At 38.9% G+C, this 14,137-nt stretch carries 15 protein-coding genes and 1 pseudogene; 5 read left to right on the plus strand and 11 right to left on the minus strand.

Features of this window, described 5'->3' with window-relative positions:
- Nucleotides 1-354: 354 nt before the first annotated feature.
- From D1164_RS19330 to D1164_RS19345, 4 genes are all read right to left on the minus strand, one after another.
- Nucleotides 355-717, minus strand: a complete 363-nt coding sequence (locus tag D1164_RS19330) for a DUF6527 family protein (protein WP_206611071.1) — start codon at nt 715-717, stop codon at nt 355-357.
- Complete coding sequence (locus D1164_RS19335; RefSeq protein WP_119351556.1) at nt 714-1,889, minus strand: ThiF family adenylyltransferase; 1,176 nt, start codon at nt 1,887-1,889, stop codon at nt 714-716. The genes D1164_RS19330 and D1164_RS19335 overlap by 4 nt, the downstream gene beginning before the upstream one ends.
- Entirely contained in the window at nt 1,849-2,094 is a 246-nt protein-coding gene (locus D1164_RS19340; protein ID WP_119351557.1) for a multiubiquitin domain-containing protein, read from the minus strand. The genes D1164_RS19335 and D1164_RS19340 overlap by 41 nt, the downstream gene beginning before the upstream one ends.
- A gap of 74 nt (nt 2,095-2,168) precedes the next feature.
- Complete coding sequence (locus D1164_RS19345) at nt 2,169-2,366, minus strand: GIY-YIG nuclease family protein (protein ID WP_119351558.1); 198 nt, start codon at nt 2,364-2,366, stop codon at nt 2,169-2,171.
- Between the two features lie 102 nt (nt 2,367-2,468).
- On the opposite strand from D1164_RS19345, the gene D1164_RS19350 reads away from it, so the two are divergent.
- Together D1164_RS19350 and D1164_RS19355 are read left to right on the plus strand one after the other, a co-directional pair.
- Entirely contained in the window at nt 2,469-2,792 is a 324-nt protein-coding gene (locus D1164_RS19350; RefSeq protein ID WP_119351559.1) for a helix-turn-helix domain-containing protein, read from the plus strand.
- Nucleotides 2,789-3,355: an ImmA/IrrE family metallo-endopeptidase gene (locus tag D1164_RS19355; protein ID WP_119351560.1), complete on the plus strand. Its 567-nt coding sequence runs from the start codon at nt 2,789-2,791 to the stop codon at nt 3,353-3,355. The genes D1164_RS19350 and D1164_RS19355 overlap by 4 nt, the downstream gene beginning before the upstream one ends.
- A gap of 349 nt (nt 3,356-3,704) precedes the next feature.
- On the opposite strand, the gene D1164_RS19360 is transcribed toward D1164_RS19355, so the two are convergent.
- Nucleotides 3,705-4,850 (minus strand): adenine nucleotide alpha hydrolase family protein, encoded by a 1,146-nt coding sequence (locus D1164_RS19360; protein ID WP_119351561.1) that lies wholly within the window; start codon nt 4,848-4,850, stop codon nt 3,705-3,707.
- Between the two features lie 201 nt (nt 4,851-5,051).
- Nucleotides 5,052-5,180, minus strand: a pseudogene (locus tag D1164_RS23665) (IS3-like element ISLbl2 family transposase); the annotation flags it as partial.
- A gap of 177 nt (nt 5,181-5,357) precedes the next feature.
- On the opposite strand from D1164_RS23665, the gene D1164_RS19370 reads away from it, so the two are divergent.
- From D1164_RS19370 to tolA, 3 genes are read left to right on the plus strand one after another with little or no spacing between them, the layout of a single operon-like run.
- Entirely contained in the window at nt 5,358-6,050 is a 693-nt protein-coding gene (locus D1164_RS19370; RefSeq protein WP_119351563.1) for a MotA/TolQ/ExbB proton channel family protein, read from the plus strand.
- A 10-nt stretch (nt 6,051-6,060) separates the two neighbouring features.
- Complete coding sequence (locus D1164_RS19375; protein WP_119351564.1) at nt 6,061-6,471, plus strand: ExbD/TolR family protein; 411 nt, start codon at nt 6,061-6,063, stop codon at nt 6,469-6,471.
- Nucleotides 6,472-7,500, plus strand: a complete 1,029-nt coding sequence (gene tolA, locus D1164_RS19380) for a cell envelope integrity protein TolA (RefSeq protein ID WP_119351565.1) — start codon at nt 6,472-6,474, stop codon at nt 7,498-7,500.
- 18 nt (nt 7,501-7,518) lie between these two features.
- Here tolA and D1164_RS19385 read toward each other — a convergent pair whose 3' ends face one another.
- From D1164_RS19385 to D1164_RS19405, 5 genes are all read right to left on the minus strand, one after another.
- Nucleotides 7,519-7,869, minus strand: a complete 351-nt coding sequence (locus D1164_RS19385) for a heavy-metal-associated domain-containing protein (protein WP_119351566.1) — start codon at nt 7,867-7,869, stop codon at nt 7,519-7,521.
- A 21-nt stretch (nt 7,870-7,890) separates the two neighbouring features.
- Nucleotides 7,891-10,113 carry a TonB-dependent receptor gene (locus tag D1164_RS19390; protein WP_119351567.1) on the minus strand — a complete coding sequence of 741 codons (2,223 nt, stop codon included), beginning with the start codon at nt 10,111-10,113 and terminating at the stop codon, nt 7,891-7,893.
- Nucleotides 10,114-10,184: 71 nt separating this feature from the next.
- Nucleotides 10,185-10,697 (minus strand): hypothetical protein, encoded by a 513-nt coding sequence (locus D1164_RS19395; protein WP_119351568.1) that lies wholly within the window; start codon nt 10,695-10,697, stop codon nt 10,185-10,187.
- 89 nt (nt 10,698-10,786) lie between these two features.
- Entirely contained in the window at nt 10,787-12,430 is a 1,644-nt protein-coding gene (locus tag D1164_RS19400) for a dipeptidyl-peptidase 3 family protein (RefSeq protein ID WP_119351569.1), read from the minus strand.
- A gap of 245 nt (nt 12,431-12,675) precedes the next feature.
- Nucleotides 12,676-14,136, minus strand: a complete 1,461-nt coding sequence (locus D1164_RS19405; protein WP_119351570.1) for a RagB/SusD family nutrient uptake outer membrane protein — start codon at nt 14,134-14,136, stop codon at nt 12,676-12,678.
- Nucleotide 14,137: the final 1 nt, after the last annotated feature.

The raw sequence follows: 14,137 nt of genomic DNA on the forward strand, positions 1-14,137 counted from the left end.
TTCCCAAGATCCATACTTGGATGTAGAAATTACTTTATTCCAATAAGAAAAACGGACTTTTTGCCGGCCTTGATTAATGCTACAAGTTATCTCTTTTGATGTTAGGTTTCCAAACCTTGCACACTTGATAAGAAAAGTAAACAAAAGAATCAAGAAGAAAACAAAGCTATCCTCGCGCTCTTGCCATTTTTAACGGCTTTCGTATTACGGCTACTACAGCCTAAATGTCAATTCACCCCTACCCTTGCCCGCATTTTCTTCTTGCCAGCACCATAACTATCAAAATATCAATCGATTTAATGATGTTTACTATTTATTTCCAAAGAAATAATTTCTGAATTTAGATAGCAATTGCTACTTACTACTTTTACTTTCAAGTTTTTCGAAATACAATTTTCTTCTTATTTCTTCTGCTGAATTTCCAGCCGCTATTTCTTCCTCCGACCATTGATAAGACCATTTAATTTCACCATTGCGAATCCAATAATGAGACTTACATGGTAACTGCCAATTGCCTATAGAAGGATATAAACTTGGTTTATCTTTTTTAATAGTTAATTGCCATTCTGTTGAATCGAGCGGAGTTATAATTTTATTTCCACATCCACATGGACACAAATGACCTGCAATACCGTATTTTTTCGAAACATATAAAATACCTGTTTCCAATTTATTAGGTAAGTATTTTACTTTCAGTAATTTAATACTATTTATCATTCACCTACACAATTAAACCCGTCAAGAGTGAATAACTGATGATAAAATTTTTCATCATCAGCATAAAAGCCTTTTAATTGCTTGTACTTTATTATTGCCATACATGCATTTAAAGCATTTAATTCAGAAATTTGAATGTTATTCTTATAAATATCATCAGGCAGATCATCAAGAGGTGCCAACCTTTTATCAATTAATTCCTCTGAATTTTCTTTCGAATAAAAAGTTGTTCGGACAGTACCACTAATTTTATCATTCTCCCTCTCAAGCCCCATCCCAACATCAATAAATGGTATTTTCATTTCGATTAAAAGCTTAAAAATTTCTCCACGAGATTTTCCTTTGTCAACACAAACAAATGCAAATGAGACTCCATTTAAATCATCAAAAGAATCTGCTAAGATGTATTTGGATTTAATATTCAGATTAATCCTAAATCCTTCATACCGTTTCTGATAAACTTCTGATTTTCTTTTGCCTAACTCTTCATCCTCTAATTTCCCGGGAGAACGAAAAGCATTATGGACATGGAACCAATCAAGATCAAATCCACGAATCTCTTTTACAGGAGTTTTAACCATAAAATCCAGAAGATATGCTCCAGTTCCTCCTAAACCTATGATAGCAACTACTTCCTCTTTAAACTTTGCTGAGAGATCTCCAATTTCCGCTCTACTTGTTAAGGTGTCACTATACTTGAAAATAGATTCCTCATTTACTTCAACATTTCTAAATGTCAAAGGATTGGCATCATATAATTCAATTGCAGGACCAGCTATAATGTTTACATAGCTTTCTATTTTCTCAAAATAGTCTCTGAAGCCATTTAAGGGTTTATTTGAAAATGACCGTTGTACCACAATATCTGCTGATACTAGCTGTAATTTCGTTGGTCCCCCTCCGAGATTCCTAATCAAACTTCCATCAAGTTGACATGGGTGTGTCCCGCAAAAGAATATTTGATGATCTTCTTGTTTTACTTTTTTCTCATCAACATATACCAACTTAGACACAATTGCACCTATTTGAAGATTCTTTTTTTCATCTAAGTACGGTATGTCCCTTATTGCGAGATAACCACTATCAACTGAAAGGGCGTATCCTTTTTCATAAAGCTGTCTGATATCCTGATTATGATTGACCAGTATGCTTAACTTTGAATTCCATTCCATCTTTTACTTGTACGTTACTTCCTGGTGATAAAATACCAGTAGGTTTGTTTCCTTGACCTCTTTTGTATGTAACCGAATATGTTCTCTCTGGATGTTGGGGAAAGTCAGGGAAAGCAAGGGTTACAACCTCGTCATAAGTTATTTTTTCTTTTTCAACTTCATGTGGTGTTCCATTTACCACGATTGTTACTTCTTTTTTTGCCATGATTCTAAATATTTAATTGTTTAACCATTATTTGTTCTGTTATACTTTGGATTTTGACCTCCATGATTTTTTCTTTAATTATTTAATTGCCTAGCTTCTTCACTTTTAGCTCCATATTCAGTTTTTGCTTTTCCAACTTGTTGAATGTGTGAGAATTTTTTCCTGTCTGCTTCGTGTTCTTTTGCTCTCTTTTCAAGGTCATTTGTAGTACCTTTGTAAACAATCTTCTGTCCTAACTTAAGATTGTAATTGTATGTATTTCTTTTTGTCATATCAAAATTAATAATTACATTAGTGAAACAATTTGTTACACCAAAGATACGTTAAACTTATGAAACAAAGCGTAACGACAAAGAAACATTTATAAACAAATTATGAACAGCGAGCTTAAAATTGACTTGTTATCCCGAATGATCAAAGAAAAACGAGGAAGTACTGGTTTAAGAACTTCAGCCCAAGAAATTGGTGGAATAAGTGCTCCAACGTTGTCAAGAATTGAAAAGGGCAATGTGCCAGACGTAGATACATTCATTAAAATCTGTAAATGGTTGGGAGTATCAACCGATACTTTCATTAATTCTGAACATAGTAATTCAAGACAGAAACTAATTGGACATTTGAGAGCAGATAGAGAACTTGAACCAGATACTATCGAGATGCTTGTTAAATTAATAGATATGGCCTATAAAAAGTTGTGAGTACTAAAAAGAACATATTAAAAAGGGGATTCAAGGCTGAAGCTGAGCGTATTTCCGAGCAATTGAGAATAGAATTAAATGTTCCCATTTATGATGAACTCTGTGCCTTCAAATTAGCGAAATATTTAGGTGTTGAAATTTTTATACCCCGAGAGCTTGGTTGTTCGGGACATGAAGAGAAGAAGTTATTATTGGAATCAGGCTGGTCAGCATTTACATCAAATAAGGAAGGTCAATACTTTATTATTCATAATAATTCACATAGTCCCAAAAGACAACAAAGTAATTTGATGCATGAACTCGCTCATATTATTCGTAAACATGAAATCTCGGAAGAAATAAAAAATTTACCATACTTCATGCGCTATTACAATCCAGAACAAGAAGCGGAGGCTGAGTATTTAGGAGCGGCTCTTCAATTACCACGTAAAGGGCTGCTGTACCATTTAAAATATGGAAAATCAACACATGAAATTGCAGATCATTTTAGAGCTAGTTACAAAATGACCAATTTTAGAATTAATAATTCAGGATTGAAAAAACAAATTAGTTATTGGAAATAGCACTCCACACCCATTTGCTCCGTTACTCTCCGCAAAAGAGTGTTCCGTTTAGGAAGTTCAGAATTCCAAAACTTTTTGCCAACCCACTAGATCGTGCTAAAACTGAGTTTTTATAAAGAAGGAAAAACCAGAAAAATATAGCCAAAGCTATATTAATATAATGCACCACATTATAGGACAAACGTATTTATATTATATTTTGGAATACCAGGCATATTTACGTCCAGCTCTGCTGGTTTGCATAAAATCAGTTATCGCGACGTTTAAGTCCGATATCGGTAAAGATTTTATGTAAAAGTTTATACAGTAAATCTTGTGTACGCTTGCTTTTGTATAGGTTTCCAAATGATTAACAGTTGGATACCCCATTAAATATAATTTTTTTCATAACATCCAGAGCAGGTCTAATATCAAGATCTTCACTTTGAAAATAATTTTTCAAAAACTCAATCTCCTTCTTTTCCTTTTTTAATGCTTCGTCTCTTGAAATCATGTCATTTCGGGCAAGTACTGCAAGCTTAAATCCTGAATCGGTCAATCCCGTTCTTTTCAAGCAAGTAAAATTTGAAAAATCGTGCAGTAAGCAATCCATTTTGGCTTCTCTGTCCGCTGGTGCTTTCCAGCCCACATTTTCTTCCAATATTTTTATTTGATAAAATGGATCGTACGGTATATAATCATAAAAATACAGCGTTTCGGTTTTTTTATTTCTAAATGAAACTTGCAAATAAGGTGTAAATTTATAAAAACCACCGGGTGCATTAAGCTTAATGTTATCCAGTACCATATTTTTTAGAAACATCATATAATGAAACAATGCACTAACTTTTGATTTAACAGATATTTTATCTCTTAAAATTATTTTTCCGATAGAAATTAGAGTGCTATACATTTGCTTTCTAATTAATTTAAAACTTGCAAATTCATCCCTGAAGTGAGAAGCAGAAGGTTTAAGTAAACTTGATGCACTGTCTTCATAATCAGTAGATCCCCAAATTATATACTTGGTTCCTTGCTTTTTTGCCTCGTTAATTGCTACTGTACGAATATTATTTTCACAATTCGTACAATAAGAACCAACCCTTCCAGTATAGTATGATACTTTCCAAGCATGCTGAACGATTTTCCTACGGTAAGGAGATGCATATTTTATGACCAAATCAACATTTAACTTTTCACAGATTCCTTTTACGTTGTTTTTAGCTTCTTCAGTAGCAAATCCACTATCGAAGTAAACCGCTAAAGGATTTAATCCCATTTTTTTAACAAGATAATATAATATATAAGAACTGTCTTTACCTCCACTTATGGGTACAATACAATTATATTTTTCTTCTTTACCAAGTTCTAGTGTTGATTGTAAAATTTTATCTTGATTGGTCTTCGACTTATTTCCCAAAATTTTTGAGTTCGATTGACAAAATGAACATTCACCATTTTGTATCTTAACATTTGGATAGCTATCTGGTACAATACACTTTGAACAAATTGCCATATTTCAGTATTTTAATAGAATACTATTGTCTGGAATATAATTCTTAATTTTATTGTAACTACAATTTACAACTTTAAATGAATTCTACCTTGACAGATTTATAAATTCTTCATTCCTATGTAATTTCCCCTTTTTCAATGTGATAATATGGTTCTGTCAAGGGCGACTGAGGAATGAAGTCGTTCATATACTTTGTCAGATTCATGAATCATATTTTTCTTTACTTTTCAGTTTTTTATTTGTTTCCTCCCGGACTTTATCCAACGATTGGAACAGGTAACCATCCAAAACAGTTCTTCTGTATATTCCGTTTAGGTGTTCAACAAAAGCGTTCTGTGTAGGAAGCTTTTAAACTGCCCGGAAATATTAATAGTTTACTGTTCATAACTTGTAATCATCCCGAATTATCCTGTACCGGGAGTTCTAAAATTATACTTATTTTAGCAGTTTATAATATTTGAAGTTTAACTTCGTTTTTGTTTTAAATTTTAAAGAATAGAAAAACCCATGCTGAAACTTTTAACGATTCAGGCCGATTTAACAACTGAATTAGATACATTGGCCGCAGAACCAGGAGGAATCTCAACAAAGTTTATCGATTTGGCTTTTAAAGGCGGATGGATTATGATTCCTATTATTTTACTGTCGATTATTGCGGTATATATCTTTTTCGACCGGTATTTCGCCATAAAAAAGGCCGGCAAATTTGACACCGGGCTTTTGGAGAAGATTAAAGTTTACATTACCAGCGGAAAAATAGACGAAGCTTTAATGCTTTGCCGGGGCAGTTCTAACCCGGCATCGCGGATGCTTGAAAAAGGGATCAGCCGCATTGGCAGGCCTTTAACCGATGTAAATGCAGCCATTGAAAACGTGGGGAACCTGGAAATTTCCAAGCTGGAAAAAGGACTTCCGGTGCTGGCGTCGGTAGCTGGCGGTGCACCCATGCTCGGATTTCTTGGAACTGTAATGGGGATGATTCAGGCTTTTTATGACATGGCAAATGCCGGAAACAACATCGATGTAACTCTTTTGTCTACAGGCATTTATCAGGCTATGGTGACTACGGTTGCCGGACTTATTGTCGGGATTATCGCCTATTTTGCCTACAATATTTTGGTAACAAATGTTGAGAAAGTGGTTTTCAAAATGGAAGCTACCACTTCAGAATTTATGGATCTACTGAATGAACCTGCATAATCACTAAAAAATGGCTTTAAAACGCAGAAACAAAGTAAATGCAGCCTTCAGCATGTCGTCTATGACGGATATTGTATTTTTGCTATTGATATTTTTTATGGTGACATCTACCCTGGTGGCTCCCAATGCCTTAAAGCTTTTGTTGCCGCAAAGCAACAACCAGACTGCTGCCAAGCCGATAACCACCATTTCCATTACAAAGGATTTGAAGTACTATATCAATGACGAAGGGAAAATACGGCGTATTGAATTCAGGGAAATCGAATCTTTTTTACAAAACCGGTATGGTGTTGGCAATGATGATATTTACATTTCACTTCATGCTGAAAAATCGGTTCCGTGGGACGAAGTGGTAAAAATTATGAACATCGCACGGAAGAATAAATATAAAATGATAGCTGCTACAGCTCCCGAAAGCTAAATGAATTATATCCGACAACATAAGAAAGGAATTATCGGGACAACTATATTTCATCTCATTGTCCTGCTATTGCTTATTTTCATGGGTTTTTTTACTCCGCTTCCGTTGCCGGGTGAAGAAGGTATTCTGGTTAATTTTGGTACAAGCGACCAGGGATTGGGCGAAAGGGAACCCAGTCCGCCGCAGCGCCAACCGAGGCCATCGCCTCCCGTTCAGCAAGAAGAACAGACAACTCCCCCACCTCCGCAACAGGTTACTCCTCCCCCTGCAAGTCAGCCAGAACCGGCTGAAGAAGTTGCTATGACGCAGGATTACGAGGAAACTGCCGCCATTGATGCTGCAGAAAAAAAACGACAGGAAGAAGCAGAGCGTAAACGCCGGATTGAAGAACAACGGCGCAAACAGCAACAGGCGGAACAACAGAGAAAAGCTGAGGCTGAAAGGCAAAAGCAAGCTGAAATTGAGCGTCAGCGTCAGGCCGAACTGGAGAGGCAACGACAGGCTGAGTTGGAACGCCAGCGGCGGGAAGAAGCTGAACGAAAAAGAAAAGAGGAAGAGCAGCGACGAATTGCCGAAATTAATTCGCGCGCCCAAGGGGCTTTTGGTGACAATAAAAGCGGCTCTGAAGGACAGGGAACCAGCGACAGTCAAGGTCAGGGTGTAACTTTTCCCGGTGGAAACCAGGGGGTTCCCACCGGAGATCCGAATGCCGGAACTTATGGCCCCGGAGGTAGTGGATCCGGCAATCAGGGAGCAGGGATTTCTTATAACCTGTCAGGACGAAGCGCCCGTTCTTTGCCTAAGCCTGTTTATCCCGGAGATGATGAAGGCCTGGTTGTGGTGAAGGTTACGGTTGATAAAAATGGAAATGTAACAGCAGCAGATCCCGGTGCAAGGGGAACGACCATTATGAATCAGAAATTCTGGAATGAAGCCAGACAAGCTGCTTTAAAGGCAAAATTCAATGTGGATGAAAGTGCCCCCGCTTTCCAGCAGGGGACAATTTCATACCGTTTCAGACTGAATTAATTTCTTTCCCGGTGAGTTTCAATGACTATGGCCTTGGCCTTGCTTTTTACTCGCCGTTACAATTTCGTCATACTTAGCCTTGCTGATTTTCTCCGCTTTATAGCCTTTCTTTTCGATGGCTTTGGCAAGATCTTTTTCTGTGTTTTTATTGGCTTTATACTCAATTAAAATAGTATTGGAGGCGTGATCTACTTTCAGATCTTTCACCCCTTTCTCAAATTTAAGGTATTCCGTGAGTGTCGACTCACAATTTGCACAATCCATGCTGCTTTTAAAACACGCAACTGCCATGTCTTTCTTTTGTGCTAAAGCTTCGTTGGCAAAAGCGCCAACCAGCAAAATAAAAAATAAGATACTTACCTGTTTCATTATTGATAATTTTAAAGTTAGTTATTGATAATTAAGTGTAAAACGTAATCCTGCATAAATCCTTTGGCCTTTTACAGGTCCCCACACATTGGTGGCATCAAACTGCGGCCCAAAAGGATTATCCGCCCCGGCTACCGGATTTTTTTGCCTGAAATCAGTTAAGTTTTCGGCTCCAACGTATATGTTCCAGTACCTGAAATATTTTGTAACCTGTGCATTCATAACGGTAAAAGGCGAAAATTCATAGAATCCTTCCGGAATCTGCTCTCCACCTTCTCCCGGGTAACGGGGAATTCGTCCGCCTCCATTGAACTGAATGGTGTAGTCGAACATCCATTTTTTCAGGTTGGTGGTGTAATTAAAATTTATTAGCCCTTTGTACCGGCTCGTAAGAGGCTTCTCCAGTAATTGGCCTCCGATGGTTTGCTGCACATCATTAAGCCGGTAAGCCAGGAGCATATCAAGACGCTTGACTGGCTGATAACGCAGATCGAACTGAATACTGTTTGAAAAGGATTTTCCATCCAGCGGGGCCAGAATAATATGAGAGGCAGAAGTTTCCCTGTCCACCACCAGTTTACTTTGAAAATCGGTGCGAAAGTATTCGGCATTCAGCTGTAGTTCGCGGCCCCATAAAGTATAATACTGTACCAAAGCAAATCCGTAATTCCAGGCTTTCTCCTGAAATACATCGTCAGACCATTGTAACGGGCGGGCGCTGGCCAGCAGGTAATTGTTTTCGGAAAGTACATTGGCTGTTCTGTATCCTTTCCCCGCACTGCCCCTAATGGTAATATGCTCTCCCATATTGTACCTGAAATGCATTCGCGGTGTAATAAATGTTCCGAAAAGATTGTGAAAGTCAGCCCTAATTCCTGTCATAAAGGTGAAATTATGATTCGGTTTGAATGTGTACTCGGAAAAAATTCCGGGAACCTGCTCCGTCCGGTCTATTACATTGGTATATAAACTCTCGGAAAAATCATTGTAAATAAAGCTAAAGCCTGAGTTCAGCGAATGAGTGGCTGCTACATTAAGGTCGCGGGTAAACACTGCGCTGCCATAAAAACGTGTTTCTTTTGCATCGTAATCATTCAATCCATAAAAAGAATTGGTTTCATGCCGGGAAAAGTTTGACAACCAGGCCAGGGCAGTACGATTATTTGGCCATACATAGCCGGTCTTAAAAAATCCTTCAATCCGGTTGTTTTCTATGTTAATGCCATAAGGATTGGTGGGCAGGGGCTGCATCGTACGCCTGAAGGATGATTGTCCTCCCAGGCGATCTTCCGTGAGCAAAGTTATTCCGGCCTGGGCCATATAACCCTTATGGTTGTTAAACTTCCAGCGATTGAATACCTGTAACTGCCGGGACAGGGGTTCATCCAGAAAACCGTCACTGTTTTCATCATTGCGTCGTGACTGGTCAGAAGCATGGACAAAAATTCCGGTGGAAAGTTTGTCTTTGTACACACGGATATTTCCGTTTCCGTTGAATTCAAGTCTTCCGCTGGCGCCGGCAAACGTATTCAGAAATAATTTTTCATCTCCGTCCGGCTTTTTGTACTCTGCATTTATTTGTCCGGCAATAGATTCATACCCGTTTAAAACAGAGGCAGCCCCTTTTGACACCTGAATGGATTCCATCCACGGTCCCGGCACATAAGTAAGTCCGAAATTGGTTGCCAGCCCCCTTAGATTTGGCATGTTTTCTATCTGCAAAAGAGAATAGGTCCCCTCTAATCCCAGTAACCGTATTTGTTTGGCACCTGTCACGGCATCACTGTAACTCACATCCACAGAGGGATTTGTTTCGAAGCTCTCTGCCAGGTTGCAGCAGGCCGCTTTATGCAATTCGGCGCTATTTATCCGTTCGGTTTGAATGGGATCAATAGCCGATAAATAGGTGCCGCGGTTTTTATGTACTACCTTTACTTCGCCAAGTTCCAGGTTGGGTTCGAGTACCACATCCAGAGATGCCAATTCATTTATATGCAGTTCTTTTTGCTGGTACCCAACAAAACTGAAAACCAAAACATGGTCTCCGTTCCCCTTTTTTATTTTAAAGTTTCCTTCATTGTCTGAAGCAACCCCTTTATTGGTTCCCTGCCAGTAGATATTTACGCCGGGTAAGGGATGTTTTTCGTTTTTCTCTTTGCCGTAAACGACTCCTTCCAAAATCTGAGCGCCGGCAATAAAAGGTAAGATTAGTAATATCAAGATTAAAAATCCGATCGATCTCATACTTAAGATTTTAATATAAACAGTGTTATGCAATAAGAGCTATGTGTCAGGAGATTACACAGAAAAAAATCTTAAGCCAGACAGGGAATTTTAAGTTGTTGAATAGAGATAAGAAAGTGAAGGGATGTGTGAACGCGTTTGGGGGGATCTGTATAAATTAATTCAACCTCCGGGACTTTATCCGGAAAACCCAGTAATATGGAGGCTATTTCCAGTATTTTTAGCTGAACCGGTTGTATTTTTTCGACCCGAACTTTTTTATGAATTACCTGGTCTTCGAGCTTTACAAATTTAACATTCAGTATATTACATCCACATTCATCTGTGTGAGGAGTACATTCGTGGCAGTCGTCTTCCGAAACCGGCTCCTCTTCCCCACCCTCATGTTTATGATGAATATGGATAGTCTCTTCGCATGTTTCCGGGCTAACATAAACAGAAATCTGATCTCCCCCTGTACAGAAACAATGCGAATGAAAAACCAGAATACCACTCGCCGATAACAAAAACGCTACCGTCAGAATGTAAACCGATATGTTTCTGAATAATTTCACATCGCAAATGTAGTAAATCAAACTAAACATATTGCAAACGAAATGTTAAAGCGATGTCAATAAAAAGGATGACATCGGTATTATTCGTGTCATCCTTTCTCAAAATATACGTTTAAAACCTATTTAATACCAAGTACTTCTGCGCCTTGTTCAAATACAATGTCACGAGGGATACCTTCTTCTTCAATGCGATCGAGATCCTTTTGTAACTCTTCGCGAATAAACCCTTTTTCATCAATCATATTTTTGGCTGTTGCGTAATCGCCATCTCCCTGTATTTTTAAAACAAGCCCGGAGAGGCTAAATATCGCCTCTTTCATTTTTTCATAATCTACGCGGTAGGTCCCGGTTACCGGATCACGTTCAAATGCACCAACTTCCTGGAAATAATAAAAACGCATCATATTGGCTTTGCCATGGGCACTGGCTGCCCCAAACCGCACAGAACGGAATATTCCCGCCATAAATGTGACAAAATTATCCATCATTTCTTTTTCCCCCAATTCGCCCATTTCATTTAACTGAAGAACGCACCACAAGCCCAAAATATCGGCTTTACTCTCTTCAATGGAAGTGTAAGTGTCCTTCAGGGCTTCGCGTACGGTAGAACTTTTATCTACCGTATTTCCAAGCCCCAGGCCATGTGACACCTCGTGAAACATGGTATTTTCGAAAAAGGCATCGAACTTAACATGTTTACGCTGGTCTTCGGCAATCAGTAAATCGGCAATGGGAACCAGAATTTTATCGAATTTAGCCTGCATGGAATTTTTCAACTGCAATTTGCGGCTTCCTTTATCTGCGCGTACTTTTTCATCGTTTGGCAGGTTGATGGCAATGGTTTTGCTGCCTGCATTACAATCTCCGGCATAATAAACGGCATCATACACATTCATATCCGATTCCGTTCCCGGTGTCTCGTCTTTATACGGTTGCGGACAGGGAAGAGCCTCCTGCAACCCGGGAAGTAAAGCGGCATATTTCTCCAGCTTTTCACTCCACTCTTTATCCTTTATCAGGATATATGACTCGTGAGCCGTTTTGTATCCGTAAAGCTGATCCTCGTAATTTTCAATGGGGCCGACAATAAAATCGATGGTGTTGTTTTTCATTTCCATCCAGGCCACATCGCTCTCGTAATATTCGTCGGTAAGCAATGCCTCTGCCCTTTTTTCCAGATATGTTTTCAACCCCGGCTCTTCTGCCAGTAAAGCTGCCTGCTTAATAAGTTCAGCCGCAGCAGACACCTGCTCCTTGTATGCAACATGGTATGGAACAGAAATCAGTTTTCCGTTTTCATCTCTTCTGATTAACGTATACTGACTGTTTTTAGATGCTTCGTCCCAGGCTTCAAACTCTGCTTTAGTCATATCTGCCGGATAAAAATTAGCACCTGCCGGTTTGGGGCCGTACTCCGGCAAAAAAGATTCATTGTCGTTCAGGCGTTCCCACGGACCATAATTTATTTTTATAAATTGTTTTATGTATTCATCCGTAATATTTGCGAGTAGTTCACTTTTATCGCCATAAGCCTGAGTCCAGAAAATATTATCCATAATTTGAGCCGCTTCCAGCAACAACGGGAGCATTTGTTTCTCTTTTTCAGTTAGAACACTCAAATCGGTTGTAAGTCTGAATGTGGCAAACTCTTCTACTTTCTGCTGAATCTCTGTTTTCTCTTGCATGTTTTCCCCTTTTTTAGAAGCCGATGTGCAACCCCAGACAAGGGCAGCCATCAGAATTATAAATACTATCTGTTTCATTTTTATGATTTTTCAAATTGAATTCAAAAATACAAAATGAGAGAAGAAAAAGGGAACAATGAATGTCATGTTTTTTGGAGGATTGATGAACAAGACAAATACTTTTTATCTCAAATCATCATAAGTCACTGATATTAAAACAACAAAAGCCTTTCGTCTGACAAACGAAAGGCTTTATGTTCCGCGAGGCAAATCTTTTTTGCGGAAGGTAATTCCTATTCAGATTTGCATCCTGTTATAAACTGCTATTTTATTCCTGTAACATCGGTTTCCCTTTGCGGAATCGGATAATAGTACTGGTCGCGGCTTGTAAAGTTTGCAGCTGCTCCATATTGAGCCAGGAAAGTTTTCATGATATCCATTGCCTTATCAGTCCTCACCAAATCAAACCAGCGTTGATTTTCAAAACAAAATTCTTTTCGCCGCTCTCTGAGAAGCATGTCAACAAATTCATCTTCCGTGTCAATATCAGCGGCCTGCAATTCAATTAAGCCGGCACGTTTACGAACTTTATTAAGAATATTCAAGGCTTCCGTTTTTTCATTCTGGTAATACTGAGCCTCGGCATAAAGCATATAAACATCGGTGTACCGCAGTAGAATCCAGTCGATGTCCCAATCATAGCTGACTGAAACAGGTCCATTTTTATATTTTTGACAGAAGGGCCAGTTGGTGATGGTATCTCCCGACTTTTCGAGCCACTCGGTTTGTACCGAATATCCAAATCTTACATCATTGGGTTCATCAAAAATGCTTCCTAAAATATAGTCATCGAGAAATAACTGGTAGGGACTTCCGCCATAAGGAATCATCAGCGGATCATTTCCCGGGTTCATACCATTTGGTGCATTTCGGGTTGGAAACGGGTTCCCCTCCCCTTCGGCACCCGATTTACATCCAATAGAAAATATGGCCTGTTCGCCTCCTTCGAAATTATAATCAAAAATATCATTGTAATTATCAAAAAAGCCTTCATCCCCAACACCATCAAGCACTGCTTTTAATTCGGTACCTGCCAGTCCCCATTCATTTTTATTAAGAGGGTAACCACTTCTGAATACATATACCTTCCCAAGAACACCTCTTGCCGCCAGGGCAGTTGCCCTGTTTGGGTTTGCTGAGGGTTTTACATCCGGAAGCAATTCTGCCGCCCGTTTTAAGTCGGATACTATAAAATCATAAATACTTTCAATACTTGATTTCTGCATGGCATAGCCTTCCTTTATGCTTAATACCTTATCGACGAGGGGAACCTCGCCAAAAAAGCGTACCAGTTCGAAATAGAAAAGAGCGCGCATAAAAAGAGCCTCGCCTTCAAACTGAGCTTTTACATCGGCCTCTAATTCGGTGTTACCTTCCAAAGATTGAATAACATTATTGCACCTGGCTATATAATTGTATAACCCGGCCCAGGCAGAATTCAGTACTGTCAAGTCTGCGTCGTCTGTAAAACGACTGATTCGCCCGTCATCGTAATCAACTTCCTGCCAGGCGTTATCGCTTCTTGATTCGGTCATCATATACGAAAAGCTTGCCTTTAACATGGCACTCTGCAGCCCATCGTAACATCCCATAACAGCCTGATAGAACTGATTTTCTGTTTTATAGAAATTGTCCACATTCTTTTGCGATACCGGACTAAGTTCCAGTTTATCTTCACAGGAGAAAATAAAAATGACCAGTAGAATATATACTATTTTTTTCATT

Source organism: Mariniphaga sediminis, from assembly GCF_003573545.1.
Lineage (GTDB): Bacteria > Bacteroidota > Bacteroidia > Bacteroidales > Prolixibacteraceae > Mariniphaga > Mariniphaga sediminis.

Bases quoted from the DNA above. Each gene is read 5' to 3' on its own strand.
- D1164_RS19335 (WP_119351556.1), bottom strand. From the start codon at position 1,889: ATGGAATGGAATTCAAAGTTAAGCATACTGGTCAATCATAATCAGGAT.
- D1164_RS19390 (WP_119351567.1), bottom strand. From the start codon at position 10,113: ATGAGATCGATCGGATTTTTAATCTTGATATTACTAATCTTACCTTTT.
- D1164_RS19375 (WP_119351564.1), top strand. From the start codon at position 6,061: ATGGCTTTAAAACGCAGAAACAAAGTAAATGCAGCCTTCAGCATGTCG.
- D1164_RS19330 (WP_206611071.1), bottom strand. From the start codon at position 717: ATGATAAATAGTATTAAATTACTGAAAGTAAAATACTTACCTAATAAA.
- D1164_RS19400 (WP_119351569.1), bottom strand. From the start codon at position 12,430: ATGAAACAGATAGTATTTATAATTCTGATGGCTGCCCTTGTCTGGGGT.
- D1164_RS19340 (WP_119351557.1), bottom strand. From the start codon at position 2,094: ATGGCAAAAAAAGAAGTAACAATCGTGGTAAATGGAACACCACATGAA.
- D1164_RS19360 (WP_119351561.1), bottom strand. From the start codon at position 4,850: ATGGCAATTTGTTCAAAGTGTATTGTACCAGATAGCTATCCAAATGTT.
- D1164_RS19395 (WP_119351568.1), bottom strand. From the start codon at position 10,697: ATGTTTAGTTTGATTTACTACATTTGCGATGTGAAATTATTCAGAAAC.
- D1164_RS19385 (WP_119351566.1), bottom strand. From the start codon at position 7,869: ATGAAACAGGTAAGTATCTTATTTTTTATTTTGCTGGTTGGCGCTTTT.
- tolA (WP_119351565.1), top strand. From the start codon at position 6,472: ATGAATTATATCCGACAACATAAGAAAGGAATTATCGGGACAACTATA.
- D1164_RS19405 (WP_119351570.1), bottom strand. From the start codon at position 14,136: ATGAAAAAAATAGTATATATTCTACTGGTCATTTTTATTTTCTCCTGT.
- D1164_RS19370 (WP_119351563.1), top strand. From the start codon at position 5,358: ATGCTGAAACTTTTAACGATTCAGGCCGATTTAACAACTGAATTAGAT.
- D1164_RS19345 (WP_119351558.1), bottom strand. From the start codon at position 2,366: ATGACAAAAAGAAATACATACAATTACAATCTTAAGTTAGGACAGAAG.
- D1164_RS19350 (WP_119351559.1), top strand. From the start codon at position 2,469: ATGAACAGCGAGCTTAAAATTGACTTGTTATCCCGAATGATCAAAGAA.